29 protein-coding genes, 1 pseudogene and 1 riboswitch are annotated in these 25,961 nt (G+C 57.2%); of the genes and pseudogenes, 18 read left to right on the forward strand and 12 right to left on the reverse strand.

Annotated elements, in window-relative coordinates; translation table 11 throughout:
• Positions 1-12 precede the first annotated feature (12 nt).
• Positions 13-114, reverse strand: a riboswitch (guanidine-I (ykkC/yxkD leader).
• 168 nt (positions 115-282) lie between these two features.
• Entirely contained in the window at positions 283-1,905 is a 1,623-nt protein-coding gene (locus Q7C20_RS18345) for a methyl-accepting chemotaxis protein (protein WP_348061404.1), read from the reverse strand.
• 305 nt (positions 1,906-2,210) lie between these two features.
• On the opposite strand from Q7C20_RS18345, the gene Q7C20_RS18350 reads away from it, so the two are divergent.
• Both Q7C20_RS18350 and Q7C20_RS18355 read left to right on the forward strand, forming a co-directional pair.
• On the forward strand, positions 2,211-2,570 hold the full coding sequence (locus Q7C20_RS18350; protein WP_348061406.1) for a hypothetical protein: 360 nt from the start codon (positions 2,211-2,213) through the stop codon (positions 2,568-2,570).
• Positions 2,571-2,733: 163 nt separating this feature from the next.
• Positions 2,734-3,159, forward strand: a complete 426-nt coding sequence (locus Q7C20_RS18355) for a DUF3757 domain-containing protein (protein WP_375069260.1) — start codon at positions 2,734-2,736, stop codon at positions 3,157-3,159.
• Positions 3,160-3,171: 12 nt separating this feature from the next.
• Here Q7C20_RS18355 and Q7C20_RS18360 read toward each other — a convergent pair whose 3' ends face one another.
• Positions 3,172-4,284 carry an enoyl-CoA hydratase/isomerase family protein gene (locus Q7C20_RS18360; RefSeq protein WP_375069261.1) on the reverse strand — a complete coding sequence of 371 codons (1,113 nt, stop codon included), beginning with the start codon at positions 4,282-4,284 and terminating at the stop codon, positions 3,172-3,174.
• A gap of 135 nt (positions 4,285-4,419) precedes the next feature.
• On the opposite strand from Q7C20_RS18360, the gene ung reads away from it, so the two are divergent.
• Positions 4,420-5,112 (forward strand): uracil-DNA glycosylase, encoded by a 693-nt coding sequence (ung, locus tag Q7C20_RS18365; RefSeq protein WP_348061412.1) that lies wholly within the window; start codon positions 4,420-4,422, stop codon positions 5,110-5,112.
• A gap of 60 nt (positions 5,113-5,172) precedes the next feature.
• Here the strand turns inward: ung and Q7C20_RS18370 are convergent, their stop codons facing one another.
• From Q7C20_RS18370 to Q7C20_RS18390, 5 genes are all read right to left on the reverse strand, one after another.
• On the reverse strand, positions 5,173-6,210 hold the full coding sequence (locus Q7C20_RS18370; RefSeq protein WP_375069264.1) for an AbrB family transcriptional regulator: 1,038 nt from the start codon (positions 6,208-6,210) through the stop codon (positions 5,173-5,175).
• Entirely contained in the window at positions 6,203-7,717 is a 1,515-nt protein-coding gene (locus Q7C20_RS18375) for a tripartite tricarboxylate transporter permease (protein ID WP_078741269.1), read from the reverse strand. Before Q7C20_RS18375 ends, Q7C20_RS18370 begins: the two co-directional genes overlap by 8 nt.
• Position 7,718: 1 nt before the next feature.
• Positions 7,719-8,177 (reverse strand): tripartite tricarboxylate transporter TctB family protein, encoded by a 459-nt coding sequence (locus tag Q7C20_RS18380; protein WP_375069266.1) that lies wholly within the window; start codon positions 8,175-8,177, stop codon positions 7,719-7,721.
• Positions 8,178-8,305: 128 nt separating this feature from the next.
• A complete protein-coding gene (locus Q7C20_RS18385; protein WP_375069267.1) occupies positions 8,306-9,289 on the reverse strand; it encodes a Bug family tripartite tricarboxylate transporter substrate binding protein in 984 nt (327 codons plus the stop codon).
• Positions 9,290-9,309: 20 nt separating this feature from the next.
• The gene (locus Q7C20_RS18390) at positions 9,310-9,822 is read right to left on the reverse strand and encodes an OprD family outer membrane porin (protein ID WP_375069269.1); all 513 of its coding nucleotides are present in this window, start codon (positions 9,820-9,822) and stop codon (positions 9,310-9,312) included.
• A gap of 236 nt (positions 9,823-10,058) precedes the next feature.
• Here Q7C20_RS18390 and Q7C20_RS18395 point away from each other — a divergent pair, with 236 nt between their 5' ends.
• Both Q7C20_RS18395 and Q7C20_RS18400 read left to right on the forward strand, forming a co-directional pair.
• Positions 10,059-10,730, forward strand: coding sequence for a response regulator (locus Q7C20_RS18395; protein ID WP_375069271.1), 672 nt, complete (start codon positions 10,059-10,061; stop codon positions 10,728-10,730).
• Positions 10,723-12,108 carry a sensor histidine kinase gene (locus tag Q7C20_RS18400; RefSeq protein ID WP_375069273.1) on the forward strand — a complete coding sequence of 462 codons (1,386 nt, stop codon included), beginning with the start codon at positions 10,723-10,725 and terminating at the stop codon, positions 12,106-12,108. The genes Q7C20_RS18395 and Q7C20_RS18400 overlap by 8 nt, the downstream gene beginning before the upstream one ends.
• Here the strand turns inward: Q7C20_RS18400 and Q7C20_RS18405 are convergent, their stop codons facing one another.
• Together Q7C20_RS18405 and Q7C20_RS18410 are read right to left on the reverse strand one after the other, a co-directional pair.
• Positions 12,109-12,930, reverse strand: coding sequence for an HDOD domain-containing protein (locus Q7C20_RS18405; protein ID WP_348061887.1), 822 nt, complete (start codon positions 12,928-12,930; stop codon positions 12,109-12,111). It abuts the gene before it with no gap.
• Positions 12,931-12,966: 36 nt separating this feature from the next.
• On the reverse strand, positions 12,967-13,908 hold the full coding sequence (locus Q7C20_RS18410; protein ID WP_375069276.1) for a YgfZ/GcvT domain-containing protein: 942 nt from the start codon (positions 13,906-13,908) through the stop codon (positions 12,967-12,969).
• A 140-nt stretch (positions 13,909-14,048) separates the two neighbouring features.
• Here Q7C20_RS18410 and Q7C20_RS18415 point away from each other — a divergent pair, with 140 nt between their 5' ends.
• Together Q7C20_RS18415 and Q7C20_RS18420 are read left to right on the forward strand one after the other, a co-directional pair.
• Positions 14,049-14,303 carry a succinate dehydrogenase assembly factor 2 gene (locus Q7C20_RS18415; RefSeq protein WP_348061885.1) on the forward strand — a complete coding sequence of 85 codons (255 nt, stop codon included), beginning with the start codon at positions 14,049-14,051 and terminating at the stop codon, positions 14,301-14,303.
• On the forward strand, positions 14,287-14,733 hold the full coding sequence (locus tag Q7C20_RS18420) for a protein YgfX (RefSeq protein ID WP_375069278.1): 447 nt from the start codon (positions 14,287-14,289) through the stop codon (positions 14,731-14,733). Before Q7C20_RS18415 ends, Q7C20_RS18420 begins: the two co-directional genes overlap by 17 nt.
• Here Q7C20_RS18420 and Q7C20_RS18425 read toward each other — a convergent pair.
• Positions 14,702-14,893, reverse strand: a pseudogene (locus tag Q7C20_RS18425) (L-aspartate oxidase); the annotation flags it as partial. The gene Q7C20_RS18420 and the pseudogene Q7C20_RS18425 overlap by 32 nt on opposite strands.
• Before the next feature lie 43 nt (positions 14,894-14,936).
• On the opposite strand from Q7C20_RS18425, the gene Q7C20_RS18430 reads away from it, so the two are divergent.
• The 3 genes from Q7C20_RS18430 (at position 14,937) to Q7C20_RS18440 (ending at position 17,775) form a co-directional block, all read left to right on the forward strand.
• Positions 14,937-16,388, forward strand: a complete 1,452-nt coding sequence (locus tag Q7C20_RS18430; RefSeq protein ID WP_375069280.1) for a tyrosine-type recombinase/integrase — start codon at positions 14,937-14,939, stop codon at positions 16,386-16,388.
• A gap of 48 nt (positions 16,389-16,436) precedes the next feature.
• Positions 16,437-17,087 (forward strand): DUF4145 domain-containing protein, encoded by a 651-nt coding sequence (locus tag Q7C20_RS18435; RefSeq protein WP_375069282.1) that lies wholly within the window; start codon positions 16,437-16,439, stop codon positions 17,085-17,087.
• Positions 17,088-17,397: 310 nt separating this feature from the next.
• Positions 17,398-17,775 carry a hypothetical protein gene (locus Q7C20_RS18440; protein ID WP_375069283.1) on the forward strand — a complete coding sequence of 126 codons (378 nt, stop codon included), beginning with the start codon at positions 17,398-17,400 and terminating at the stop codon, positions 17,773-17,775.
• A gap of 45 nt (positions 17,776-17,820) precedes the next feature.
• Here the strand turns inward: Q7C20_RS18440 and Q7C20_RS18445 are convergent, their stop codons facing one another.
• On the reverse strand, positions 17,821-18,246 hold the full coding sequence (locus tag Q7C20_RS18445) for a hypothetical protein (RefSeq protein ID WP_375069285.1): 426 nt from the start codon (positions 18,244-18,246) through the stop codon (positions 17,821-17,823).
• A 78-nt stretch (positions 18,247-18,324) separates the two neighbouring features.
• Entirely contained in the window at positions 18,325-19,515 is a 1,191-nt protein-coding gene (locus tag Q7C20_RS18450) for a hypothetical protein (RefSeq protein WP_375069287.1), read from the reverse strand.
• 770 nt (positions 19,516-20,285) lie between these two features.
• On the opposite strand from Q7C20_RS18450, the gene Q7C20_RS18455 reads away from it, so the two are divergent.
• The 8 genes from Q7C20_RS18455 to Q7C20_RS18490 all read left to right on the forward strand — a co-directional run bounded on the left by Q7C20_RS18455 (position 20,286) and on the right by Q7C20_RS18490 (position 25,734).
• Positions 20,286-20,909 carry a hypothetical protein gene (locus Q7C20_RS18455; protein WP_375069289.1) on the forward strand — a complete coding sequence of 208 codons (624 nt, stop codon included), beginning with the start codon at positions 20,286-20,288 and terminating at the stop codon, positions 20,907-20,909.
• 351 nt (positions 20,910-21,260) lie between these two features.
• Positions 21,261-21,866 (forward strand): HNH endonuclease signature motif containing protein, encoded by a 606-nt coding sequence (locus tag Q7C20_RS18460; protein ID WP_375069290.1) that lies wholly within the window; start codon positions 21,261-21,263, stop codon positions 21,864-21,866.
• 137 nt (positions 21,867-22,003) lie between these two features.
• Positions 22,004-22,213, forward strand: coding sequence for a hypothetical protein (locus tag Q7C20_RS18465; RefSeq protein ID WP_017736346.1), 210 nt, complete (start codon positions 22,004-22,006; stop codon positions 22,211-22,213).
• Positions 22,210-22,425 carry a hypothetical protein gene (locus Q7C20_RS18470; RefSeq protein WP_375069292.1) on the forward strand — a complete coding sequence of 72 codons (216 nt, stop codon included), beginning with the start codon at positions 22,210-22,212 and terminating at the stop codon, positions 22,423-22,425. The genes Q7C20_RS18465 and Q7C20_RS18470 overlap by 4 nt, the downstream gene beginning before the upstream one ends.
• 119 nt (positions 22,426-22,544) lie before the next feature.
• The gene (locus tag Q7C20_RS18475; RefSeq protein ID WP_375069294.1) at positions 22,545-23,522 is read left to right on the forward strand and encodes a hypothetical protein; all 978 of its coding nucleotides are present in this window, start codon (positions 22,545-22,547) and stop codon (positions 23,520-23,522) included.
• Positions 23,523-23,555: 33 nt separating this feature from the next.
• The gene (locus Q7C20_RS18480) at positions 23,556-23,888 is read left to right on the forward strand and encodes a hypothetical protein (protein WP_065890335.1); all 333 of its coding nucleotides are present in this window, start codon (positions 23,556-23,558) and stop codon (positions 23,886-23,888) included.
• 237 nt (positions 23,889-24,125) lie between these two features.
• Positions 24,126-24,566 (forward strand): hypothetical protein, encoded by a 441-nt coding sequence (locus tag Q7C20_RS18485; protein WP_375069296.1) that lies wholly within the window; start codon positions 24,126-24,128, stop codon positions 24,564-24,566.
• A gap of 97 nt (positions 24,567-24,663) precedes the next feature.
• Complete coding sequence (locus Q7C20_RS18490) at positions 24,664-25,734, forward strand: hypothetical protein (protein WP_375069298.1); 1,071 nt, start codon at positions 24,664-24,666, stop codon at positions 25,732-25,734.
• The last annotated feature ends 227 nt before the right edge of the window (positions 25,735-25,961 follow it).

Below are 25,961 nucleotides of genomic sequence, written 5' to 3' on the forward strand. Positions count from 1 at the left end.
AAACGGTGGCTTGTCTCCCGGGCTTTTATCCCGCCGTGTAACCTCAACTGGAGGTCGCCAACTCTCGGACCAGCCACTCGCGTCAAGCGAGCCGGAACCCTAGTCAGCCATTGCAAATTGTGGTGCCGCGAACCTGTGATGAATCCTGCACGGGGTAGGCAAAGCGAGAGTCGTGCCAACTGAGGAAGATGCCCGGCCAGTCAGCCGGGCAGAGGTGCCGCGAGGGAAGGGGTGAGGTGTATGTGCGTCACGCGGGTGCGCCGACGCACTGCAATGAGGCGCTTACAGCTGAAATTTACTGACCAGTTTGCTGAACGAGGTCGCCAACCGTGACAGTTCCTGGCTGGAGGCGTTGGTCTGGTGGGCGCCGGCGGCCGTCTGAGTCGACAGGTCCTGAATGTTGAGCAGGTTGCGGTCGACTTCGCGTGCCACTTGAGCCTGTTCTTCGGAAGCGGAGGCGATCACCAGGTTACGCTCGTTGATCATCGACACGCTGGCGGTGATTCGCTGCAACGCTGACCCGGCGTTTTGCGCCAGGGTTTGGGTGTTGTTGGCCCAGGTCAGGCTTTTATTCATGGCGGCGACCGCGTCATCGGCGCCGACTTGCACTTCCCCGATCATTTTCTCAATGTCGACGGTGGAGGTCTGTGTGCGATGAGCCAACGCCCGGACTTCATCGGCGACCACAGCAAAACCGCGACCCTGCTCACCGGCACGGGCGGCTTCGATCGCCGCGTTGAGGGCGAGTAAGTTGGTCTGGTCGGCAATGCCGCGGATTACGTCTATCACCTTGCCGATTTCGCGCACTTGATTGGCGAGGTCCGCGACCGATTGCGTCGAATCGTTGATCTCCACCACCATTGAAGTCATGCCTGATACTGCCTGCTCCACCTGCTGGCGGCCGTCTTCGGCTTCAGTAGTGGCCTGCAGCGACGCCTGGGACGTCGACACGGCATTGCTTGCCACTTCGTCGACCGCTGCCGTCATTTGGTTCACGGCAGTGGCGGCTTGTTGAATCTCATCATTCTGACGGGTCAGGCCACGGGTGCTTTCATCGGTGACCGCGCTCAACTCTTCGGCTGCCGAGGCGAGCTGATCGGAGGCATTGGCGATTTCCACCAGGGTGCTCTTCAAGCCTCCCTGCATATCGGCCAGTGCCAGCAACAGTTGCCCGGCTTCGTCGGTGCGTTCAGTCACGATGGCTTGAGTGAGGTCACCCTTGGCAATGCGCTGGGCACTTTCGACTGCTTGCGCGATGGGGCGGGTGATCAGGCGGGTGATCAGTACACCAATGGTGAAGGCGAGGATGAAGGCCAGCACAATACCGCTGATCATCCACGTCAATGCACTGCTGCGCAGCGCGTCGGCAGATTCTGCGCCCTCTTTGATTTGACGGTTGTTGGAGTCAACCATCACTCGGATCAGTTCACGCGCCTGCCTGAAGAGTTCGTTGTTGCTGGTGTTGAGCTGTGCGCGGGCTTGATCAGCCTTGCCGGCGTCCATCAGCCCGATAATTTGCTCGGAACTGCTGATGTAGTTGGGCCAGAGTTGATCAAGCTTGTCGCCTGCGGCACGTTCGTCATCTTCCAGGGGCGTGGCGCGGTAGGTGGCATAGGCGGCCTGGCTGCGCTTCAGCTCGTTGGCGATGTCCTGGCGCACACGGTCGCGGTCTTGTTGCGGCACGTCACCATGGCTGGCGTCGAGCAACCGGTACAGGCCACGGTTGTGTGCAACAAAACCATTGAGCGTGGCCGCCGTGTTGCTGACTGAAACCAGGTTATTCGAAAACGTTGAATCCAGTGCAGTGGCGAGGCGAACCACCCCTTTGATACCCAATAACCCCACGCCGAGGGTGACGAGCGCGCACAGCACAAACGAAAGCAGCAGCTTTGTAGAGATTTTCATGTCACGGATCCGGCGAAAGTAATGAGGGGGCTTGCGCACGAGCCTCCGTGCTCAAGTTGCGATGTCATAGTGACATCATCTTGATCGAAGAAGTTTCAGGCAATACAGCGCACTGAAACGATATAGCTCTACAGTTCAGGTCAGCTGCTTGGGAATGGAAGGTTGCATTCGGGATAGATGTGTCGAACTGTTACTAAAACGCACCAGATTCGATTTTTGATGTCAGATATTTCGTCATTCAGTGAAAGCTGAATGCCGCTCCCCAGCGTCGCTGGAGGTGCTCTTCCGCGGTCCAGGAGGCCGCCATGTATCGACGACTGCTACTCACCGCTTTGCTTGGCCTGACCCTTTCAGCTTGCGTGCCCTACGATGGAGGCGTTACCTACTATCGCTCCGAGGTTTATACCGCCCCGGCACCGGCGTACTACTACGGCGGCCCGACGTATTATCAGTCCGGACGCAGCTATTACGCCCCGCCGCGCTACTACGCTCCGCAACCACGCTACTACTCGGCGCCGCGTTATTACCAGCAGGCGCCGCGTTACTACCCCAGACCCGGTTACCGGCCGTATCCGAACCAGGGCTGGGGAGGCGGACATTGGGGTAATGGGGGGCACGGTCGCGGCGGCGATCATGGCGGGGGGCGCGGCGGCGGCCATCGTTGAAGGCTTTTGATGTGAAGCGGCGCCTCGAGCGCCGCTTTTTTTTGCCTGCCATTCGTCGGGACTGTCAGATCTGACAGCTATCAAGAGGGTTTCAGCCGGGATTCAATGCGGTAGCGCCGTCGTGCGTATCCGGTGAACCAGCAGGTAATGGAACCAGCGCTTTATGATCAGTCAACTGACGTGCCTGTGTTTTCTGGCGGGGGCAGGTATCTCGCAAGTCTACGCAGAGGAGAGTTGCCCCTATCCGTCGTCGATCAAATTTGTAAATGGCTATTTCCAGGCCACTAACGGGCGAACTCAGTGGAAAAGCCGCGAGTTTGATCTACCCGACTTCGCCAACAGTTTTATTGGCGCACTCTTCACACCGAGCAACGGCAAGGAGCGGGAAAATGGCCTTCTGGACCGGTGCGTTTATCGGATGGGCAATGGCAAGATTGTGGCTTTGCAATATGACCGGCCGGGTCAGCCCACTACCATGTCGCTGACGAGCTCCCTGCATTGGGAGCTCGCCGTCGATCCATTGAAACTGGATGTTTACGTTTGTCTGGACAGCCAACCGGATAATTGTGCATTTACCGTTGAAATCTGAAGGGCTTGCCCGTTAATAGTCGGACAAGTCTGCCAGAGGGTGCCTGCCTTCCCACGCTTTGCTGAAGTGCGCTTGCACCACCTTATCGGGCACGGTGTTGATGTCGGGCCAGTGCCAATAAGGTGCCTGGTCTTTGTCGATTAGCCGCGCACGCACCCCTTCGCTGAATTCCGGATGACGGCAGCAATTGAGGCTTAACGTGTATTCCATCTGGAACACTTCGGCCAACGACAAATGCCGCGCCCGGTGAATCTGTTCCCACACAAGATGCGCGGTCAGCGGGCACCCTTCGCTGAGGGTCTTGCCGGCGCGTCTGAATAACGGGTCGGTGTGGTCGCGTAACAGGCTCAAGGCGCGCCAGGCACAACGCACATCGCCTACATCCAGCCATTCGTCGATCCGAGCCCGGCGCGGCAGCCATTGCGCCTCGGGTTGCCGGTCGACCGCTTCCTGTGCCAGCGCCCTGAGCAGGCTGTTGAGTTGAATGGCGGTTTGTTCCTGCCAGTTCAGCTGCAGCAGGCCTTCGATCAACTCATCTTGCTGGTCGTCGCGCAGAAAGCGGTCGGCCAGGCCCAAATCCAGAGCGTCACGACCGTTGATGTACGCGCCGGTAAGGCCCAGGAACAAGCCAAGCTTGCCGGGCAAGCGGGACAGAAACCAGCTGGCACCCACGTCCGGGTACAGGCCGATGCTGATTTCGGGCATGGCCAGGCGGCTGCTCGGCGTAACGATGCGCACGGCGGCGCTCTGCAGCAGGCCCATGCCGCCGCCCAGCACATAACCGTGGCCCCAGCAGATAAGCGGTTTGGGGTAGGTATGCAGGCGATAGTCGAGGCGATATTCCGCCGCAAAAAACTCTGCGGCCAGTGGCGGCACAACGCCTGGCTGTTCACGGCAGGCCTTGGCCAGGCTGCGCACTTCGCCACCGACGCAGAAAGCCTTGGGGCCGTTGCCGCGCAGCAGCACGCAGGTGATGTTCGGGTCTTTGGCCCACGCATCCAGGCGTTCGCTCAGCGCCAGGATCATCGGCAGAGTCAGTGCGTTGAGGGACTTTTCAGCGTCCAGGCTGGCGATGCCGAGGCGGGCACCGTTGTTGCCGGTCAGCTCTTCGAAGTGCAGGTTCATTGTGACCTCAATCGAGACAGTGAAGGCTCAGTATGATCCCTTCGCGGGAAAGTGCCGGTTGTGTGTCAGATCAATTGACAAGCGGGGTCGGCTTTCCTAGGGTTCGCCCATTCTTTTTTACGCGATGACCCCACCATGACCGAAGGCGACCGTATCAAACTCGAACCCAGCTGGAAACTCGCCCTGCGCGAGGAGTTCGATAAGCCCTACATGGCTGCATTGCGCGAGTTTCTGCGCCAGGAACATGCTGCCGGTAAAGAGATCTACCCGCCTGGCCCGCTGATTTTCAATGCGCTTAATTCCACGCCGCTGGACAAGGTCAAGGTGGTGATTCTCGGCCAGGACCCGTATCACGGCCCCGGTCAGGCCCACGGTTTGTGCTTTTCAGTGCAGCCGGGTGTGCCGACGCCGCCCTCGTTGGTGAACATCTACAAAGAACTCAAGCGCGACCTGAATATCGACATCCCCAACCACGGCTGCCTGCAGAGCTGGGCCGATCAGGGTGTGTTGATGCTTAACACCACCATGACCGTCGAGCGCGCCAATGCCAACGCCCATGCGGGCAAAGGCTGGCAGCACTTTACCGATCGGGTGATCGAAGTGGTCAGCGAGCATCAGCCGCACCTGGTGTTTTTGCTGTGGGGCGCGCATGCCCAGGGCAAGCAGAAGCTGGTGGATGCCACCAAGCACCTGGTGCTGACGTCGGTGCACCCGTCGCCGCTGTCGGCATATCGCGGGTTTTTGGGGTGTGGGCATTTCAGCCGGACCAACAAGTTTCTTGAGCAGAATGGCGAGACGCCGATCGAGTGGCGGTTGCCGCCGCTATAAGCTTCACCACAAGCAATGTGGGAGCGGGCTTGCTCCCACATTTTGAACGGTGTCGGTGCGTTAAATTTTTTCGGGCTGGCGATTCCAGTGCCTGAACAACGGCTCCGCCAGAAACAGCACAAACAACAAACGCATCACCTGCATTGCCGTGACCAGTGGCACCGACAGTTGCAGGGTTTCTGCCGTGAGGCTCATCTCAGCGATGCCGCCCGGCATCATGCCCAAGGTCAATGAGCGCAAGTCCAAGTGCGTCAGCGCACTCAAGCCCACCGCCGCCAATGTCGCCAGCGCCATGGTCAGGGCCGTCCCGACCAATGTGCGGCCCATGAACGCCGGCGCCCGACGAAAGAACTGACGGTTGAAGTGGCAGCCCAAACCACTGCCGATCAACCATTGGCCAATCTGGCTGCCGCCGTCCGGCAGGCCGATGTGCAAATCCCATAAAACACTCGCCGTCGCACTCACCAGCAGCGGCCCGAACAGCCACGGGTTTGGCTGACGCAAACGCTGCCAGCCCCAGGCGACCAGCGCGCCCATCGGGAACAGCACCGCCAGCCACATCCAGCTCACCGGCGCGGGGTGGAACTGCGGTGCGCCGCCCTCCAGCAAATACTTGAAGATCGCCGGCACACACAGCACTACCACCAGCACCCGCAAACTCTGCCCCGCGGCGACACGGCTAAGCACCGCGCCATTGCGTGCGCCGAGGTTGACCATCTCGCCGGAACCGCCCGGCATGCTGGAGAAAAACGCGGTGGCGCGGTCTTCACCGCTGCGGCGCATCAACCACACGCCGACAATGCTCGACAGGCTGGTGACCAGCGCGCCGAAGAAGATCAACCCGAAGTGGCTCATCACCTGCTCGATCACCACCGGCGTGAAGTGCAGGCCGATGCCGATGCCCACCACCCATTGGCCGCATTTGCGCCCGCCGGGTATTTCGGCCAACTGCCACGGCGTCAGGCAGCGCACCAGGATAATCGCCAGCAACGAGCCGACCATATACGGCAAAGGCCAGCCGACAAGGCTGGCCAGGTAACCGCCGGCCAGGCCGACCAGCGGTGTTCCCCACCACTTGTTAAAGGTGACCTCAGACATCGGCCACGGCGCGACGCTGCAGGGCACGTTTGCGGTAGATGCGTACCAGCGGGAACAACAGCATCAAAGCGGTCAGGACCCACACACCAAAGGTGATCGGGCTCGACCAGAGAATCTCCAGCGCACCGTTGGAGATCGACAGCGCGCGGCGCAGGTTTTGCTCCATCAAGCCGCCGAGGATAAAGCCCAGCAGCACCGGCGACAGCGGGAAGTCCAGCTTGCGCAGGATGTAACCGAAGATGCCAATGCCGACCATCAGGAACAGGTCGAAAGTGGTGGCGTGAACGGCGTACACACCAATCGCAGTAATGATGGCGATCACCGGCACCAGCGCCCAGTTCGGCACGGCAAGGATGCGCGTGAAGATGCGGATCATCGGGATGTTGAGGATCACCAGCATGATGTTGGCGATAAACAACGAAGCGATCAGGCCCCAGACAATGTCCGGTTGCTGTTGGAACAACAATGGGCCAGGCGTGATGTTGTACAGCGACAGCGCGCCGATCATCACCGCCGTGGTGCCCGAACCCGGTACGCCGAGGGTCAGCATCGGCACCAGGGCGCCGCAGGCGGATGCGCCAATGGCGGTTTCTGGAGCGGCGAGGCCGCGCATGTCGCCCTGGCCGAATTTACCGCTGGCGCCGGCCAGGCGTTTCTCGGTCATGTAGGCAACGGCCGACGCCAGGGTTGCACCGGCACCCGGCAACACGCCCATGATGAAGCCGAGCAGGCCGCAGCGGATGTTCACCACAAACACCGACGACGCTTCCTTGAAGTTGAACATCATCCGCCCGGTGGCTTTTACCGCTTCCTGGCCACGGTGGGTTTTTTCCAGCAGCAACAGGATTTCACTGATGGAGAACAAGCCCAGCACCAACACCACAAACTGGATGCCGTCGGTGAGGTGGATGTTATCGCCGGTAAAGCGGTAAACGCCGCTGTTGGCGTCGATGCCCACCGCCGAGAGGAACAGGCCGATCAGCGCCGCCACAAACGTCTTCAACGGTTTATCGCCCGCCATGCCGCCAAGGCAAACAATCGCGAACACCATCAGTACGAAATATTCCGCCGGGCCGAAGGCAATCGCCCATTTAGCCAGCAGCGGCGCAAACAGCACCATGCCGCAGGTGGCGATAAACGCGCCGATGAACGAACTCCACGCCGACAACGACAGGGCTACACCGGCCAGGCCTTTGCGGGCCATCGGGTAACCGTCCAGGGTGGTCATTACGGTGGAGGCTTCGCCCGGAATGTTCAGCAGGATCGAGCTGATACGGCCGCCGTATTCGCAGCCCAGGTATACCGCTGCCAGCAGGATCAATGCCGACTCCGGCGGCAGGCCGAGGGCGAATGCGATGGGAATCAACAAGGCGACGCCGTTGATCGGGCCGAGACCCGGCAGCAGGCCGACCACGGTGCCGATCAAGGTGCCGCACAGCGCGGTCACCAGGTTGTAAGGGGACAGTGCAACGCCGAAGCCCTGGCCCAAATAGCCGAAAGTATCCATGTCAGTTCTCCAGAACGTCGAGCAGGCCGAGGGGCAGCGGTACATCCATGGCTTTATCGAATAGCAGATAAAGACCAATGGCCATCAGGCTGACGATCACCACGCTCGGCACCCAGCGGCCGCCATACAGGCGCGCCATGGGAATGCCGATCAGCATGCTGCTGAGGATGAAACCCAGAGGTTCGAAAGTACCGGCGAATACGAGCAACAGCGCGACGCAGATGCCGATTTTGACCAGGGTTTCGCGGTCAAGCGCCGGTTCTTCTTCGGTGTGTTTGGTCGGTTGCGGGCGAAAGATCATGTAGATCAAACCCAGGCTCATTAGCCCGAGCATCAGCAGCGGGTAGGCGCGAGGTCCTACTGGCTCGTAGGAAAACGCCGCCTGATACGGCCACGCCATCAGCGCGAGACCGGCACAGACCAGTAGCATCACGCTGGCGAAAATGCGTTGTAAGAGCATAGGAAACTCCTTGGAGTCTTGTAGGCGCGAGCTTGCTCACGAAGAACGCAAGGACGGCGCGTGTATCCAGGCAGCACGCGTCATCGTTGAGGTTTTTCGCGGGCAAGCCCGTTCCCACAGAGGGGCAGTTACTGGATCAGGCCAAACTCTTTGGCCAGCACTTTGTAGTCAGCCACCTGTTTCTTCACGTAGGTGTCCAGTTCCGGGCCGGTCATGGCGAACGGGAACAGCTCGCGTTGGTCGCGCAGCTTGGCGAACTCTTCGGAGGCCAGCAGTTTGTCGAACGCCTCTTTCCACCAGGCGTAGTCGGCATCGCTGACTTTTGGCCCGAGGTAGAAACCGCGCACCACCGGCCAGACGATGTCGTAGCCTTGCTCTTTGGCGGTCGGAATGTTCTTCATTTCCGGCTCGTTCAGGCGCTCTTCGGCGAACACCGCCAGCAGGCGCATGTCGCCGCTGAGGATGTGCGGCATGGAGTCGGAGATGTCGGTGCTGCCGACCTGGATATGACCACCGAGCAAGGCAGTGGCGATTTCGCCGCCGCCTTCGAGGGCCACGTAGCGCAGTTCGCGCGGGTTGATCCCGGCGGCCTTGGCAATCAGGGCGGTTTGCATCCAGTCCTGGCTGCCGACGGTGCCGCCGGAACCAATCACCACGCTGCCTGGATCTTTCTTCAAGGCTTTGACGAGATCGTCGAGGTTCTTGTAGGGCGAATCGCTTTTCACCGCGATAGCACCGTAGCTGGTGCCGACCGCCGCCAGCCAGCGCACGGCGCTTTCATCGAAACGACCGAACTTGCCCTGGGCCAGGTTCAACAGCGAACCGCTGGACCAGGCCACCAGCGTGCCGCCGTCTGCCGGGCGCTGGGCGACCACTGCGTTGTAGGCCACCGCGCCGACGCCGCCGGGCATGTAGGTTACGCGCATGGGCTTGCTCAGCAACTTTTCGTTGACCAGCGCGCTTTGCGCCAGTTTGCAGGTCAGGTCAAAACCGCCGCCGGGAGAGGCGGGGGCAATGCACTCCGGGCGCTTGGGTTCGTCGGCGGCCAGCAGTTGGCCGGCGAACATCATGCAGCCGGCAGTGAGGGCCAGTTTACGCAGTGAAAAGGTCATGGTTATCTCCGTCTTTGTTGTTATGAGTTGCTGCTTGCCTGAGTGCACTTACCACAGTGCGACGCTGTAGCTGACGAGTACGCGTACCTCATCTGCATCACGCGCTGAATAGTTGGTGCGGTACGTGGCGTTGCGCCGGCAAAGTCGTTGATCTGCACAAAGTTGACCAGGCACGGGTCGCTGCCATCCACATACGGGAACGCGCTGTCACCGAACATGCGCTGGTAGCCGGCGCTGAGCTTATGGCCATTGAGGCCATGGCTGAACTGGCGGTACACGTCATCGAGTTGGGCGAAGTGGTAGCTGGCGGTGATCTTGTCGGCAAACTTATAGTCCGCGCCACCGAAGTTGAAATGCTTGCCGGTGGCGCCACTGAGGAAGCGGCTGTTTCGGTTGTTAAGGGTGATGTCTTCGAAAAAGGCAGCCTGACTCATTGGCGAAAAGCCGGAGAGGGCGGTAGCACTTGCAAAGGTGGTCTTGGCAAGACGAGAGAAACGAACAGGCGAGGCGGCCTGGCGCTGAGTCGACAGCATCGTTATGTACTCCGTTATTGTTCTTATTCTTGGCGAAAACGCTTCGAGGCGTTTTTCGGACGCTGCGGATCAGGCAACTGGGCGGGCATTGCCCACCGTCGCTGGATGCTAAAGGGCGAAGCTTTCACTAACCTTTCAGTTGCCTTTCAATGTTTTCGGGCTTCACAGGGCAGTCGGCGCCTGTAAACTGCCCGGCAAAGCGTGGCGTCGACCATGCGCGAACGAGGTAAAAATCCATGCGTGTTCTCTTGGTTGAAGACCATCTGCAACTTGCCGAAAGCGTCGCCCAAGCGCTCAAGGGCATGGGTTTGACCGTTGACGTGCTGCACGACGGCGTAGCTGCGGACCTGGCCTTGAGCAGTGAGGAATACGCGGCCGTGGTGCTCGATGTGGGCTTGCCGCGCATGGACGGTTTCGAGGTGTTGGCGCGGTTGCGGGCGCGTGGGAAAAATCTGCCTGTGCTGATGCTGACCGCGCGCAGTGACGTGAAGGACCGCGTTCACGGCCTGAATCTGGGCGCTGACGATTACCTGGCCAAGCCCTTTGAGCTGACTGAATTGGAGGCGCGGGTAAAAGCGTTGCTACGCCGCAGTGTGCTGGGTGGCGAGCGTCAGCAAACCTGCGGGGTGCTGGTCTACGACCTGGATACTCGACGTTTTACCGTAGGTGGCGAGCTGATGACGCTGACGTCCCGCGAGCAGGCCGTACTGGAAGCCTTGATCGCTCGCCCGGGCCGGGTGATGAGCAAGGAGCAACTCGCCTCGCAGGTTTTTGGGTTGGATGAAGAAGCCAGCCCCGACGCCATCGAAATTTATGTGCACCGCCTGCGCAAGAAGCTCGACGGCCAGCCTATCGCCATCGTGACCTTCCGTGGCCTTGGCTATTTGCTGGAAGCCCGCGATGCATAAGCCCAGCAGCCTGCGCTGGCGGTTGCTGTGGAACCTGGCGCTGTTGCTGGTGGTGTTGATGCTCGCCAGCGGCATGAGCGCCTACTGGAACGGTCGCGAAGCCGCCGACACCGCCTACGATCGCACTCTGCTGGCCTCGGCGCGCACCATCGCCGCCGGTCTGACCCAGGTGGACGGCACCCTGAGCGCCAACGTGCCGTATGTGGCCCTGGACACCTTTGCCTACGACAGCGCCGGGCGCATTTATTACCAGGTCAATGACATTGATCAAAAGCTGATCTCTGGCTACGAAAACCTTCCCGGGCCGCCTCTTGGTACACCGCGCACCGATCATTACCCGGCGTTGGCGCGGTTCTATAACGCCACGTATCAGGGCCAGAATGTGCGCGTGGTCAGCCTGCTCAAGGCGGTTTCCGAGCCGAATATGAACGGCATGGCGGAGATTCGCGTCGCGGAAACCGACGAAGCGCGCGAGAGCATGGCCCGTAGCCTCATGGCCGACACCTTGCTGCGCCTTGGCATGCTGGCCATCGGCGCGTTGCTGCTGGTGTGGTTTGCCGTGAGCGCTGCGTTGCGTCCGCTGGAGCGCCTGCGCACGGCGGTGGAAGAGCGCCAGCCCGACGACCTGCGGCCGCTGCCGCTGGTCGAGGTGCAAGATGAGTTTGGCCCTCTGGTGCGTTCGCTCAACCACTTCACCGAGCGTCTGCGCGGCCAGTTTGAGCGTCAGGCGCAGTTTATTGCCGATGCCGCCCACGAACTGCGTACTCCGCTGGCGGCGCTCAAGGCGCGACTGGAACTGGGCCTGCGTGCCGAAGACCCGGTTACCTGGCGCAGCACGCTGGAAACCGCCGCTCAAGGCACCGACCGGCTGACCCATTTGGCGAATCAACTGCTGTCGCTGGCGCGCATCGAAAACGGCGCCCGGGCCATCGCTGAAGGCGGCGCGCAGTTACTCGACCTCAGCCAATTGGCCCGTGAGCTGGGCATGGCCATGGCGCCGCTGGCCCACGCGCGTGGCGTCGCCCTGGCGCTGGAAGCGGATGAACCGGTGTGGTTGCGCGGCGAGCCGACTCTGTTGAACGAGCTGCTGAGTAACCTGGTGGATAACGCGTTGGCCCACACGCCGCCGGGCGGCAATGTAATTCTGCGCGTCACGGCGCCAGCCGTTCTTGAAGTTGAAGACGATGGCCCGGGTATCCCGCTGGATGAGCGGGACCGGGTGTTTGAACGTTTCTATCGCCGGAGCCAGCAAGGCATGGGTTCGGGGCTGGGGCTGGCGATCGTCGGGGAAATCTGCCGCGCGCATCTGGCGCAAATCAGCCTGCACGATGGCGAGTTGGCAGGGTTGAAGGTGCGGGTGAGTTTTATCGCGGGTTGATCAGTAAAACATTGAGCGCGCTTCATCCAGCTCTGCGCGAAGGGTTTCGCTGCTGGGGTCGACTCGCAGTTTCTTGATTGCCGGCAGGTCCGCAAGGGCTACGTGAGCCAGCGGATGATCGGTGCCGCGGTGGCAATACAGCACCGCCACTTGCACGATGTCGATGTAGTCCAGGCGTGGGGAATCGCGTTCCAGGTCCAGGTATTGCCCCGGCAGTTTCGCCAGCATTTCCGGAAAATCCCAGCCCCCCAACAGTTTGTCCCCCAGCGCTGGATGAATGCTGTCGATCACATGGTCGAGGCTGACCGGGTCGGACAGCAGTTCGTAATGGTCTTCGGCGTACGTGAGGATGGGCAGTACGCCAATCTGATGCACCAGGCCGCCAAGTGCCGCTTGATCGGGCTTGAGCCGGCTGTGCCGGCGGCACAGGGCATAACTCACGCCCGCGACTTCCAGGCTGCGACGCCACACTTCGCGCATTTTCAGTTCGACGGCTTCCGAGCGGGCGTGGAAAATTTGTTCCATCACCAGGCCAATTGCCAGGTTGCTGCTGTAGTTGGTGCCCAGCCGAGTGATAGCGGTGTGCAGGTCGGTAACTTCCTGGGTCGCACGCAGCAGGGGGCTGTTGACCACTTTGATCAGGCGCGCTGACAGTGCGGTATCGCGACTGATCACTTTGCTCAAGTGGCTGATGCTGATATCCGGGTCTTCGGCGGCCTGACGAATTTTCAGGGCCACTTCCGGTAATGTCGGCAGAACCAGGTCATCGTTACCGATGGCCGTTACCAAAGCCTGTTGGACTTTTTCCGCCAGCTCGTTCATTCATACTCTCTAGGTGCTGCAAAAAAGGTACGGCGATTAACGCTGGATCTCTCGATCACGGTCCAGTGAGTAGGGCAGCTCCAGCAGATGCAAACCGGGGCCTTCGAGGGTGGCCAAGTGCACATCACCACTCTCGGCAGCTTCGGCTTGCAGCACGGCCAGAAGTTCAATGGCGCCGTCAGCTTTTGCCGAGATGACGACTTCGCCGATCGCGCTGTTATGGCTGGGCGCAAACAGCGGCGTGCCGGGATCGGGCAATTGGTCGGCGTTCAGGCTCAAGCGGTACAAACGGCGCTTGAGCTTGCCCAGGTACTGCATGCGCGCGACGATTTCCTGGCCGGTGTAGCAGCCTTTTTTGAAGCTGACGCCGCCGACGGCTTGCAAATTGAGCATCTGTGGGATGAACAACTCGCGGGTCTGCGGCATCACTTGGCCGATACCGGCGCGGATCTGGCCCAGCAGCCATTCATTCAATTCGGCTTGTTTCAGCATAGCGGCCAATTGATTGCGCACAAAGTCGGCGCTCTCCGCCGGTACCCAGAGCTCGGTGCGACCAGGGGAGACGCGAATGGCGAGCAGGGTTTCGGTGCGCGCGACGCTGTCGGTCTCGGCAGGCAGTTCCAGGCCAAGGCTGGCCAGCGCCTCATCCGCATTCGCCAGGCCAAAGCGCGCCCAGGCGGCGCTTTCGTCGGTGAGTTTGGATTTGGAGAACACGGCGTATTTCTTCAAGTCTGCCAGTTGCGGTTCGAGCAGTTCAGTGGCCATGGCCAACAGGACGCCGTCACCTTGCAATACGATGCGAAAGCTCGACTGCATGCGGCCTTTTTGCGTGCAGCGCGCGCCCAGGCTGGCCTGAGTGTCGCTCAGGTAATTGAGGTTGCAGGTCAGTTGCCCTTGCAGGAACTTGGCGGCGTCGGAACCGCGGACGGCGAGAACGCCTTCGTGTGACAGGGGGCAGAAGAAAGCAGAGTCAGCCATGGTTCATCGCAGGTAAAAAAGTGATGGGTGCATCATAGAGGGGCGCCCGTGAAATGGATAGTTTCCATATGGGGCGACCAAAGCCGAGTGTTCCGGTGCCGTCCGGCCTGTATACTTGCGCTCTATTTGAGGAGCGCTCCATGGTCGAAGAAGTAGAAATCAATCGCCTCTACTGGCACAGCCGCCGCGGCATGCTTGAACTGGATGTGTTGTTGGTACCGTTCACCAGAGAGGTCTACGCGACGCTCGATGAAGTGGACCGCGATCTCTACGCCAGACTGTTGACCTGCGAAGACCAGGACATGTTCGGCTGGTTCATGGAACGTGCCGAATCCGAGGACCCTGAGCTGCAGCGTATGGTTCGGATCATTCTGGACCGTGTTCAACCCAAGTAATGCATTCGAATGCCGCTGGCAGGCCTCTCGGCTGTTGCTGGCGGCCTATCTGCTCGCCCAGCTGTTTGCGCTGGGCGCCTTACTCTTTCTTGATCTGCCGTATTCAAGCCTTGGCATGCTGCTGTGCCTGGCTCACGCTGCGTGGGTTTTACCGCGGCATATCCTGCTGACCCACCGTTTATCGATTCGTGGCCTGCGTCGCGATGAGGACGGTTGGCAGTTGTTCAGCACTGAGCGTGGCTGGCACAGCGTGCAGTTGCGTCCAGACAGCCTGGCCTTGCCGCTGATTGTGGTGCTGCGCTATCGGGTGCAGGGCGAGTGGTGGGTGCGTTCGATATGTGTGCCAAGGGATTCGCAGGCCGCCGATGTGCACCGGCGCCTGCGCGTTCGACTCAAGTTCAGCCGCCGTAGGTGGCTGGCACCAGAATAGTGTCGCGTGCCTCGGGCAGCATTTGCGGGTAGTCGAGGGTGTAATGCAGGCCCCGGCTTTCCTTGCGTTCCATGGCGGAGCGGATCATCAGTTCGGCCACTTGTGCCAGGTTGCGCAACTCGATCAGGTCACGGCTGACTTTGTAGTTGCTGTAGAACTCGACCCTTTGAGGCTAAACCCAATGGATACAGGGGTTTCAGCCGATGACCGTCAACCACCGCTCCCCAAGTGGGACAAACCTGTTACAAACTGCGCTCGCCAAGCCGTACCACTATCGCCGGTCTGGTCGCTATTACCTTCGCCTTCGCCCTCAAGGAACCGTTAAGGGCTTCTTCACGCTGTCACTCAGGACTACCGACAAGGCCACCGCAATGACCATCTCCGACGACATCCTCTCGACTCTCAAGGCTTACCACTTGGACAACCCAGAAGCGCCCTGGGATGAACTTCGTGAGCGCCTTATAGACATCGCTGAGTACAACCTGACGATGGCACACGGTGACAGTTCACTGGTCGCTTACGAGATGATCAACGATGAGCATCACTTGGCGCTCCGTAAGGCGTCCGCACAGTTGCCCCTGAGCATCAATCAGCAACGAGCAGTCAGTAAGGCCCTTGAGATCCTTGAGGCCTCTCAGGAGCGTATGCGGGGCCGGTCGGGGAAACTGGTCGAGATCGTGAAGGACCTCAATGGGGAACCTTGTGGCACGTCTGTGGCCCTCTCCCTGCCCTTATCTGTAAGTGCTCTTTCAGGTCTGACATTCAAGGCTCTCTCTGGGCTCTACATGGCGGAACGCAAAGACAGCATTCAGGACAGCACCATGCGGGACGTGAAGTCATCGTGTGAGGCTATCGGCACGATCCTTGGCGACTTGGACATGAAGACCCACACACGGGAGGACATGAAGAACCTTCGGGACAAGCTCCTTGAGGACCGTAAGCCTTCGACGGTTAAGAAGCAGCTGACCCGGCTATCAACTGTCATGGATTGGGCTGTGAATAACGGATACCTCGACAAGAGTTTTGATAAGGGTCTGAAGCCAACGAAAGGCGCTGACAGCTCCCGTGAGGCGCTCTCTCAGGATCAGGTAAAGGCCCTGATGGCTCACGCTAAGTCCCTTCCAGTGGACGCTTGGCAGCGCTGGGCGTTGTCCCTTGGAGTGATCACTGGGACCCGTATTGAGGAACTCAGGCAGTTGACCAAGGCTGACGTTAAACAGGTCGGCAGCGTGTGGGTCATCGACATCAACAGGAACGATGGCAAGACAGCCAAGACCAAGAATGCTCTCCGCGTTGTGCCACTGACTGATGGTGCTTATGGTTTTAATCTTCAGGCGTTCCTTGAGTTCGTCAGAAAGGCAGACTCCCGGCTGTTCACACTGGGAGCCGGTCAGTTCTCGAACGTGCTCAATGGGGCCCTTAGGGAGGTCCTGACGTTGAACGCTGATCGGACCCAGACCTTCCACTCGTTACGTCACTCGCTGGCCGGTGCCTTGAAGGCCGCTGAGGTGCCTGTGGGGACCGCTGAGTCCATCTTGGGGCACGCTTCGGGATCTATTAGCTATGACCTGTATGGATCTGGCAGCGCTGTTCAGGTAGAAAGGATGGCAATGGCTCTGAGTGCGAGTCTTCCCGTGGGCGGGCCTAACGGGTAAGCAGCCCTTTAGATGCTGCTGGAAGCCTTATACTGAAGGATAAAGTAATTGCATAAGCACGTTGCCCCAGTTTTTAAATCATCAGCGTTCAACTGCTCTCACTGTGGTGCCTTTGCGAAAATGCACTGGCACCCAATGCACTCGGGCGTTGGTGGTTTCGGTCTTTTTTTGTCAGGCTGCTCTCACTGTAATCGCCTTTGTTGCTGGAAAGGGATTGAGTGGGATGATGAAGAAAAAGTTTTCACCAGTGGAGTGATGTTGATTCCTGATGGATCAGCTGCGCCAATGCCTCATCCTGATATGCCGGAATCTGTACAGGCTGATTATCAGGAAGCCCGTGATATTGTTAATAGGTCTCCGAGAGGTGCAGCGGCTCTTCTTAGACTTTCTATTCAAAAGTTGTGTGTTGAGCTTGGCGAAAATAAAGGATCAATTGATAAGGATATAAAGAGCCTTGTGGAAAAAGGACTTCCTGTAGGTATCCAGCAAGCGCTTGATGTGGTTAGAGTTGTAGGTAATAACGCGGTACATCCGGGGGAGTTGACCTCAGACGATATTGCCGAGGTGTCTCTATCTCTGTTTGAGTTAATTAACGCAATTGTGGAAGATCGGATTGCCAGGCCGCGAGCGTTGGAAGCACTTTATTTACGTCTCCCTGAAGGGGCTCGAAACGCTATCGAAAAGCGTGATGGAAAATAAGCAGCTGTCAACGGATATTTAAATACCTCGCAATAAGTGTGGAAGCCATATAGGCGTGGCTTTCCCTTAAAGATGCCGTAAGGTCACCTCAAGGTGGCCCTCTGCGTGCAAGACGCGTCCGGATCGTGGCTCATACCCAGAGCGATACGACCACTAAGTGTAGCCCTAACTGGATACTGAAGTGGGGCGAATCCTACGGACTGAGCAGTTCTGTAAGTGGGTAACTGAGCCGAGCTTGGAGCGTGCTTCGCGGTCGATCAGTTATCAATCGTACGGGCTAAAAGAAAATATGCAATTAGGTCTTAATGGAATGAGAAATCTCGAACTTTATGGCGTTGAAAAGGTTGCTCAAGAGCTCAGGAGTCGTGAGCTACATATACTTTCGATAGCTTCAAATGGTGAAAAAGCCGCAAGAACTATGGCTTGGAAAATGTTTTGCGAAGATGAGCTGAAAATAGACGATAACAATAATAATTTATCAAGGTTGGCGCAAATCCAATACTTTCATGCTGTTGACTTGCTTCCTCAATATGGACTGTCAATGGATGTTGATGAACGTAAGTTTAGAGATTTTTTTCTTGATGAGCTTTGGGTGATAAATAAAAGTGTTACCAAGAAGGGGGTCCAGTTAGTGTTTTATGTGTTTGTGGCTTTAGGTCTATTTGGACTCTACAAGATATTTTTCTGATGTTTGCGACCAAGACCCAGTATACGTCGAGGTCGCAATATTTCTTTAATTGTCGTGAAAAACTTTAAGTAAAGTGACAGGTGAGTTGATAGTTCTGTTCATAAAGTCAAAATAATCTCTTCCGCCTGCCGCTTGTCCTTTGTCGAATCCCTCTACACCTTGCAGGTGGATTGAGGCTCGCGTGTATTCGACTGTGGAGCTTATGTCTTTTCTTAAAAGGGCTTCATGCCCATACAGCATGCAAGTGAAAAACTCCTCGTCGTCTCTTAACGGTGTTTTTGAATATTGCAATGATGCATCAAAGAATCCTATAAAATAGCCTCTTACAAAATCACTGCTGAGTTTGGCTTTGTAGCTCGGTACGGATCTGCAGAGTATGAGGTTTAACTCAATGATAGTGGCCGTGCGCGAAAGTGTCTCCCTGGCTTGCTCATTTGGGGGCGTGGGTTTTTTCTTAAAGAAACCAAACATTTGAATTATCCTGTGTTTCGGTATTTATTTTTGACTGTTTTTTTCTATGAGGGTTTCCCTATGGAGTCCTGTTCAGAGTCATTCGGGATTGGCTTGTGCTGTTTCCTCATCACCTTGGATTCTTATTTCAAAAGTATTTGATAGGTGGGTGTATTGATGGATTTGGTCGAGAATTAAAAAGCCTATTAGTGACGCTTTCCTTGTGAATGAGGAGGTTGGGTTTTTGCCATGGCTGACAGTGTTTCTACTGATGAAGTCAGTTTCTTCCTCAACGTTAAAATCTTTAAAATAGTGTTTGTTGAGATATTCTCCGAATCTGTCGGGGAGTAGTCTCGTGACCGTATGAGTATGCTTCGTTACATTGGTAGATATATGAGAAGAAAGCACACTCTGTTGTCTCCCCTGTTTTTTAGGATTTGCTCGGATAAAGTCCTCCCGGAGAAGCGCCTCAATCCTTGGGTAGAGTATGTGTATTGAAGCGTCGTAATCGTTGTTTAGATGATATTTAAATGATTTTTCAATGAGAGCGTAATGTGGTTTTATTTTATCGTTGCTGCTTATTTTTGATAGCCACTCAGTACTGTCGTCACATAGCTTTTTGTCAATGCTTTGCTCTATCTCCTGGGTATCCCAGTCGAGCTTTAAGTAATTGAGTAGGTTCAGTTGTTGTTCATAATCAAGATAAGAGAATGGGAACCAACCGGAAGCAATAATCTTGCTCCACTCGTCGTCATTCAGGTCAAAAATCTCTGGGAAAACTGAAGCCGAGAACCCTGTAGCTATAAGGCGACCTACGTCGTAGTCTATAGGTGCATAGTTTTCATTTTCTAATAGAGGGCCGAAATCCCAGAACAGGATTCTCTCCCATCCATTGTTTAGTATCACAACGTAGCCGCAATCTTCAGGAAAGTCGATGCCTTCTAATGTCATTTTGTCAAAGTGGTGGAGGTCGCTTTTTCTTACGGCGTCACCAGCTTTAACGCTTCTGGTCACGAGGGCTTCAGCATATACGTCAAAGTCATTTAAGTGCAGTTCTGCCTCAAGATTGCCGTGAATTATGGCAACGAAGCGCTTAACCGTTGAAGCTTGAAAGTCCGTATAGGCCATTTCTAAAATCTGGTTAGGGAAAGCCTCAACCTTACGAATGAAATCTCTGCCGCTTGAAGATAGGGAAACTCCTCGGTACTGGATATATACGGGCTCTCCAGCTCTCGCAGCGTTCGTGCAGTAACCGGCAGGTTTTTCTTTTAGTTGTATTACTTTCTTCATCGTTCAATCCTTGAGTTGCGGATGCCTGATTGCCCATGCTGAAGACTTTGCCAGAAATAATCACTTAATGCCAATAAGGCGGAGCTTCTGCCATGAAGTGGTGAAGTCACTGAAAATTATTAAGAATCCTTTTATGGTCACTTGGATTTTCAGGGCCGTTACGGCCGATGGTCTGAGAGATGTTCTTGTACAGGCACAAGGCTGGACTAAAGCGGAACCAAGTAGCTCTCCGTGAAGACTCTCTATTGAATTACTTGAGGCTCTTGAGGTGTTCTCTATGGATAACAGCGTGGCACACCTGGGAGCCCAAGTGGCTGAGGGCTGCTATGGGAGACCTTGACGACGCCCAAGGGGCAACTGAGGGAAATTGCTTGCGCGTGCTCACTGACACTGTGGCTGCTGCGAGGCCCCAAGGAGAGAACAGCATTGGCGCCCAGTTGAGTCGTCGATAGGCCTGGGTCATACGCTCGCCCTGGTGATGCTTGCAAGGTCCCGGCCAGGGTCATAAGGGACAGGCTCAAGGAGTTCCTCAAGGGTCGGCAATTTAAAACCACCCACAATAACCGGACCACCTCACCAGTTTCACCACACTACAACACACCACGTCGCATCCCTTCCTTTCTGGTCACCTCTCAGTCAAGCCTCAAATGCTGCCCTGGCCCTTCACGGCTGGGGCTTTCGCTGTGACGTGGCTTTAAAACCCTCACATATACAGGAAGCACACACCATCACAGAAAACCTCACTGAGGACGCCGCCAAAGAGGACCGCCATGACCCCGCAAAAAATCTATCGAAGTGACATCTATGCAGGCTACCAACGCCTACACGCTGAGCTAACCGATTATCGAGGCTATGAGCCTTATGACCTGCTGCTTAAAGATGCGTGGCGCAATGCCCGTGCCGCTGCCCTGGCGCATGAGTCGAAGGACTCCACGGACTACCTCAAGGCCCTCATTAAGGTCCCTGCTGTGCGCCGCCGTGGGCCCGTACCCTTGATCATTGAGAACCCTTTCTATGGTCACCTCGATTTTCAGGACCGCTATGAGCCATGGTCAGAGGATGTCCTTGTGGGCGTTGCTCGTCTGGATCACGGCGGGACCAAGCAGCTACCCGTCAAGGTTCTCTATGACCTCCTCGAAGCGCTTGAGGACCTGAGCGCAGAGACCATTGGGGAACACCTGGGAGCGTCCTTAAGGATGGCGCGGCGGTATCTGGCTGCACTTTACGTTGCCATGCAATACCTCATGCGGTCCCGGCCTCAATGGCTGCGTGTGGCGATGGGCGATATGGACTCAATACGGACAGCCTCTGAGCCTGAATCCCTGGGCGCTATCTGCCCGAAGTCCTTGCAGCAACTGCGCTTAGCCTTGGGAGCTGATGCGTTCGCCAGTTAATACGGACACAAGATAAAGAAGACCTAACGGACAACCTTCATGGTTACCGATGGAGTGTATAGAGACCACCTCTAAGCTCTCTGAGACCCTATGTGATTGGGATTATTTGCTGATAAGCAATCCCTATCCCTAAGGTTCCTTTAAGAGGACTGATGCTCAATCGGTCTCACTGTTCCTTTTCCCCATTTTATAAGGCAGACCACTCAGGGACCCTCAAGGGTTACAGAGCCTGGGTCTACCGACCACGGTTGCACAAGTCGCGCTTAGGGACCATCAAGGTTCCAGTACGGCACACCAATAGGCCACACCACCGGCCACCCTCAAGGAGACACTCAAAGGAGAACCCTAACCATGACCGCACAACCCCAATACACCACCCCTGTAGCCTTCGCCCTGGAACACTTGAACATCGACCCTATGAGTCCTTCAGGGTTTAGCTGGAAGACATCCGGCACCGGTCGCCGTGCTGACCTTCGCGCTGGTCGCCGTGACACCCACGGTTACTGGCAAGTGTGGCTCGGCTCTAAGCTGGTCTCATGCCACCGCCTCATATGGGAGATGGTCAACGGCCCTATCCCGGCTGGTCTGCTGGTGAATCACATTGACCTCAACCCAGCTAACAACCTGATCGGGAACCTGGAGTTACTGTCAGGCGCACTCAATAGTCGCCACACCGGCAAGCGTGGCCGTAAGACCTTCCTACCTGTGGGCATGAGCGTATCAGCCGTGGGTCGCGTCATTGGCTGCTATAGCCCAGGCGATGGCCTCTCCCAGGTCTACCCTTTCAAGTCGTTCTCCCTGCTCAAGGACCATAGCTCAGAGCGTCTCAACGCCATGACTGCGGCCCTACTTAAGGCCTTCATTAAGCGGGACGGTGAGGGCAGCCCGACCGTTGCCAGCTTCTACTGTGCGTTGCCCGATGAGGCCGTGTTTGGTCCTGCTGAAGGCTGGGTGTGATGGTCAATACCGAGGGCCTTTTATGGGCCCATTGGGAGACTTGCGTTTAAAACCCTCACCTCTACAGGGAGGATAGACCTGACTTAAAAACCCCCACAATAACCAGACCATACCAACCATACGAAAGGAGACCCGCCATGACTCAATTTGCAAACGCCCGTACTGACTCCACCCCGAAGCTGGCCGCTGTAATGAAGCTCGACCACGCCGACACCCTTGAAGCAATCGCTGAGGTTCTCCCTGAGCTGCCTGAGGGTTCCATGCTGACCCGTTGTGAATCCTTGAAGGTTGTGCAGGCGGTATGCCCTGAGCGTTACACGGCTGCACTGCTGGAGTTGCGCCAATGAGCCAGCCCAATCCTCAAGACGTACATAGCGAGGTCAACACCCTGAGCCGGAACCAACAGACCCGCCTGAAGAACTGGCTCAAATGGTCCCTTGATGGGGTCAGCATTGAGGAATGCCGGGAGCGACTCGCCTCGACAGAAGACAACCGCATGAACGGCAACCTCCGCCGTAAGTACGCTGCCAAGCACTCCACGCGTGAGGGTCAAGCCTGATCCCCTCAGTTAAGGAAATTGCCTGAAATTCCACAGAAATTTTTAGGACCACAACCACCACTTTCGATAGGAAGCCCATGAGCTGACGACTGATCGACCCCAACACAAGGACACCCACCATGACCACCACACAGGAATCCATCGCCACCAAAGAACAACCGCATTCAATTGATAGCGCCACCAAGGCCCTAAAGACTTCCCCTGGCGTTGTACCACTACGCAAGATCCCCTCTGGTCTCTCCGTTGAGGCTTGGTTTGAATGGTCCACAGCGAACCCTGAACCCCTTGAGGACCTCCTTGAGCGCTTCAGCGACTTCCCCTCTGTTTTCCATGTCGTGGCCGGTATGAACCTCGGACAGCTTGGTCTGTGCCAGGACACCACGCGACTGATGGCCCACTATGCAGACACCATTCAGGACAACTCTGAGGCCCTTAAAGCCCGTGGCCTGGACCGTATCCGCTTCATCCTTGAGCAACGCCAACACTTGGCAGCCTCTGAGGACTCCCTTGAGTATCCCGGCTTGCCTTCCCTGGAGGTCTGCCAGTCCCTGTGGAGTATCGACCCCGATAGCCCTACTGGCCTGCGAAGTGTCCGAACTGGTCTACCCATCAAGGGCGAGCCACGGGCCAATAGCCTGACTGTGACTTACCGCGCCAGTGGTGCCCCACGGGTCCGCCTCAACGTTGAGGACATCATTGAGCGCCTGAGTGGCCGTGATGAACTTGCAGACCCTTTCTTGACGCCCTCAAAGGAGGACCGCCCTACCGTGACCGACATCCTCCCGCATGAGCTGGACGCCTTGAACGAGCTGTTCCCACCTCACACCCGACTGGGCCTGATTGATACCCGCATTCGATACAACAACCGCAACAGTCCTTTCCGTGCCTGGGACCCCGTGGCCCGTGAAGTAATTTATGACACCCCGACGCTGCTGGAAGACATCCGTAAGAACCTCGGACAGCGCACCTATGAACGATGGGTCGCCCTGGCTGAGTCTGGAGTCAACCTTGCAGGACCCCTGTGTGCCCACCTACGCATCCCCTTGACCAAAGGCACCTTGATGTATGCCGACCCGAACCACGCTAAGCGCTCGTAAGGGCGCCCACTGAACTCTCAAAGGAGAATCCTTATGACCGCTACCCTGAAACCTTCCAACGTCCTGGCTGAATCTCTGGGCGCAACCCACCGCGTCCTCAAGGCACGAGCTGAGGCCCTTTTGGCTGAGCTGGCTGATGCTGGTCTGGTCACCGTTGAACCTCACCTGGGCGGTTCAAAGTGGACCCTTAAAGCACCACACGCTGCGTTCACTGACCTTGTGATCGCACGCCACGACTATTACCGGAACGCCGTCAAGGCTCGTTATGAGTGCCTGCACTTGGCCCCGGCCCTGATCCTGATGTTGGGCGCACTAAGTCGCTCCCCTGGCGTTGTCGCTAACGCTGCCCGTGTTGGAACTCTCTAAGACCCCGATACGCTCTCAGCCCTGAAGCTGACTTACTCGAACCTAATAACCCCCACATATAGCAGGACAGAACCACGTAGGTTCATTACGTCCAACCCTCCCCACCGCAGGCCATCACACAGGACGCCTTAAAGAGCCTGACTGACCCGGCGTAAGTTCAGCCTATTGATTCGCTGACAGCCCGCCCAAGGGGACTGCTAAAGACCACCACCTGAATCCTCAAAGGAGAACCAATCCATGCACCTCGACATTCAAAAACTGCCTGACCCCGATCACTTCGTTATCCAGGGTCAGACCGTCCACCGCTTTTATGCTGAAGGCGCTTTGCTGGCTGGCATGTTTGCCGTGTGCCACAAGAACATCGACAAAATGCTGAACATCGTTGACCAATTTGAGGCCGCTGGCCTGTCCACCCGGGGCTATCCAACCGAGACCCGTAAGGCTCACTCGCTGCGCGCTTCCCTCAAGCGTGAACAGGACAAGCGTGAAGCCGATGCTAAGTGGTTCGCTGAGCGCTCCCAGCAAATGGCCGCCGCTATCGACCCGGTAAAGATTGCTGAACGCCGAGCCGAGCGCCAAGCCCGTGACGCCGAGCGCCATGCCCAGTTCGCACGGGTCCGCTCGCACGGGTCATCTGTGCCATATGCCCTTCAAGGCATGGATGATGAGTGGACCTAAGGGGTCCCTAAAGTCGCCACCGCCTGATGCAATCCGATGAGGCCCACCACCTGGACCCATTGAGGAACCCTACCGAATTCTTTAAGGAGACTCCCACATGTCGAACAACTACGCCTACACCGATGCACAGCCAACCGGCACCGATCACCGCCACGGCACTGACCGCCACGTTCAACCGAACCGTGTGCACATTGAAACTGTCGTCGAAGACTCGACCATTGCCCATTTCAGCAATGACGCTGTGACCGCTGCAAAAGGCGCTGCCGCCCCGTCCGCTGCTACCTATGTGGCCTTGTTCGCTAACAGCCTGGGCGGCTACCTGAATAGCGATGAGTGGCGCGTAGCTACTGACGAGGCTATCTCGTGTGAGTTCCGGCCTAAGGGTACTGACGCTACCAGTCAACAGATCGTGTTGGCCTCTAATCGCTCGGTCACCTTCGACCCACGTACCTCTATCGTTGACGGTTCCTTGATCACTGAAGGCAAGGCCATTGCTGGCGACTTGGTATTCACCGAGCCGTGCCCTAAGGCTGCCCTGTTCAGTCACCGCTTCACGATCCTTGATCACCACGTCATGGCTGGCTTTACGGCTGCCTCCCTGGAACAGACCGCTGTTCAGTTCTTGGGTGACATGATGATCGCGTGCAACACCACCGTAGCCAATGTCATTGGCACATCTGCGGGTCTCCGTAAGGTCAAAGCCAAGGCGCCGTCTGGTGCTGCCCGTGAGCAAGCTGAGGACCTGATCGACATCCTGGCCGCAAACATCGACACCGGTTTCGGCCTGAGCCTGAGCCACTTCACTTTTATGGTCCCTGTGGCCCTGAGCCCGATCCTTGACCGTGCTGCACAACGTGCTGGCCTGGAGTCTATCGACGAGCTGATTGGTGCTGGTATCCAGTTCCACCGTGGCCCTAACAAAATCCTTTGCATCCCTAACGGTTACTCGTGCCTGAGCTTCCGTGAAGACCGTGACGGTGATATTTGGAACATCCACACTTCCCGTAACGCTTCGCTTCAAGGGTACGACATTGAGGTCTCGGCCATTGCTGACGTAGTGGCTAACGCCATGGTCAAGCTGAAGCTGAGCGCCCCAGGTTCGGACAAGCTGCAAACCGAGTTGGTAGCCATGCCGCTGATCACTGAGATTGAATTGACTACGGCCTAAGCTCCACCCGCTACATCCCATAGGGTCCCCGTTAAGAGGATCTTGTGGGCTTTTGTGAGGACCATTGAGCCCGACCCTTTAGATATGGAGTATCCGGCTCATTTATGGCCCTCACAGAAGCCCATGCCATCACGCACCGCTTCACCTGAGTGTAGTGGTCTAATGAAACCGGACACCCATTTAGGCGAGAATGCTCGCCAGATAGAGGTGTCTGATGACCAAACAAC

The sequence above is a fragment of the Pseudomonas sp. AMR01 genome, assembly GCF_041946035.1.
Taxonomy (GTDB): Bacteria; Pseudomonadota; Gammaproteobacteria; order Pseudomonadales; family Pseudomonadaceae; genus Aquipseudomonas; species Aquipseudomonas antarctica_B.

What these genes read in the sequence shown, in the direction of transcription:
- Q7C20_RS18480 (WP_065890335.1), top strand. Translation starts at nt 23,556, where the DNA reads ATGACCGCTACCCTGAAACCTTCCAACGTCCTGGCTGAATCTCTGGGC.
- Q7C20_RS18395 (WP_375069271.1), top strand. Translation starts at nt 10,059, where the DNA reads ATGCGTGTTCTCTTGGTTGAAGACCATCTGCAACTTGCCGAAAGCGTC.
- Q7C20_RS18400 (WP_375069273.1), top strand. Translation starts at nt 10,723, where the DNA reads ATGCATAAGCCCAGCAGCCTGCGCTGGCGGTTGCTGTGGAACCTGGCG.
- Q7C20_RS18350 (WP_348061406.1), top strand. Translation starts at nt 2,211, where the DNA reads ATGTATCGACGACTGCTACTCACCGCTTTGCTTGGCCTGACCCTTTCA.
- Q7C20_RS18410 (WP_375069276.1), bottom strand. Translation starts at nt 13,908, where the DNA reads ATGGCTGACTCTGCTTTCTTCTGCCCCCTGTCACACGAAGGCGTTCTC.
- Q7C20_RS18440 (WP_375069283.1), top strand. Translation starts at nt 17,398, where the DNA reads ATGAGAAATCTCGAACTTTATGGCGTTGAAAAGGTTGCTCAAGAGCTC.
- Q7C20_RS18380 (WP_375069266.1), bottom strand. Translation starts at nt 8,177, where the DNA reads ATGCTCTTACAACGCATTTTCGCCAGCGTGATGCTACTGGTCTGTGCC.
- Q7C20_RS18450 (WP_375069287.1), bottom strand. Translation starts at nt 19,515, where the DNA reads ATGAAGAAAGTAATACAACTAAAAGAAAAACCTGCCGGTTACTGCACG.
- Q7C20_RS18470 (WP_375069292.1), top strand. Translation starts at nt 22,210, where the DNA reads ATGAGCCAGCCCAATCCTCAAGACGTACATAGCGAGGTCAACACCCTG.
- Q7C20_RS18360 (WP_375069261.1), bottom strand. Translation starts at nt 4,284, where the DNA reads ATGAACCTGCACTTCGAAGAGCTGACCGGCAACAACGGTGCCCGCCTC.
- Q7C20_RS18430 (WP_375069280.1), top strand. Translation starts at nt 14,937, where the DNA reads ATGACCGTCAACCACCGCTCCCCAAGTGGGACAAACCTGTTACAAACT.
- Q7C20_RS18490 (WP_375069298.1), top strand. Translation starts at nt 24,664, where the DNA reads ATGTCGAACAACTACGCCTACACCGATGCACAGCCAACCGGCACCGAT.
- Q7C20_RS18445 (WP_375069285.1), bottom strand. Translation starts at nt 18,246, where the DNA reads ATGTTTGGTTTCTTTAAGAAAAAACCCACGCCCCCAAATGAGCAAGCC.
- Q7C20_RS18405 (WP_348061887.1), bottom strand. Translation starts at nt 12,930, where the DNA reads ATGAACGAGCTGGCGGAAAAAGTCCAACAGGCTTTGGTAACGGCCATC.
- Q7C20_RS18455 (WP_375069289.1), top strand. Translation starts at nt 20,286, where the DNA reads ATGACCCCGCAAAAAATCTATCGAAGTGACATCTATGCAGGCTACCAA.
- Q7C20_RS18345 (WP_348061404.1), bottom strand. Translation starts at nt 1,905, where the DNA reads ATGAAAATCTCTACAAAGCTGCTGCTTTCGTTTGTGCTGTGCGCGCTC.
- Q7C20_RS18385 (WP_375069267.1), bottom strand. Translation starts at nt 9,289, where the DNA reads ATGACCTTTTCACTGCGTAAACTGGCCCTCACTGCCGGCTGCATGATG.
- Q7C20_RS18415 (WP_348061885.1), top strand. Translation starts at nt 14,049, where the DNA reads ATGGTCGAAGAAGTAGAAATCAATCGCCTCTACTGGCACAGCCGCCGC.
- Q7C20_RS18375 (WP_078741269.1), bottom strand. Translation starts at nt 7,717, where the DNA reads ATGGATACTTTCGGCTATTTGGGCCAGGGCTTCGGCGTTGCACTGTCC.
- Q7C20_RS18475 (WP_375069294.1), top strand. Translation starts at nt 22,545, where the DNA reads ATGACCACCACACAGGAATCCATCGCCACCAAAGAACAACCGCATTCA.
- ung (WP_348061412.1), top strand. Translation starts at nt 4,420, where the DNA reads ATGACCGAAGGCGACCGTATCAAACTCGAACCCAGCTGGAAACTCGCC.
- Q7C20_RS18390 (WP_375069269.1), bottom strand. Translation starts at nt 9,822, where the DNA reads ATGCTGTCGACTCAGCGCCAGGCCGCCTCGCCTGTTCGTTTCTCTCGT.
- Q7C20_RS18485 (WP_375069296.1), top strand. Translation starts at nt 24,126, where the DNA reads ATGCACCTCGACATTCAAAAACTGCCTGACCCCGATCACTTCGTTATC.
- Q7C20_RS18460 (WP_375069290.1), top strand. Translation starts at nt 21,261, where the DNA reads ATGACCGCACAACCCCAATACACCACCCCTGTAGCCTTCGCCCTGGAA.
- Q7C20_RS18355 (WP_375069260.1), top strand. Translation starts at nt 2,734, where the DNA reads ATGATCAGTCAACTGACGTGCCTGTGTTTTCTGGCGGGGGCAGGTATC.
- Q7C20_RS18465 (WP_017736346.1), top strand. Translation starts at nt 22,004, where the DNA reads ATGACTCAATTTGCAAACGCCCGTACTGACTCCACCCCGAAGCTGGCC.
- Q7C20_RS18370 (WP_375069264.1), bottom strand. Translation starts at nt 6,210, where the DNA reads ATGTCTGAGGTCACCTTTAACAAGTGGTGGGGAACACCGCTGGTCGGC.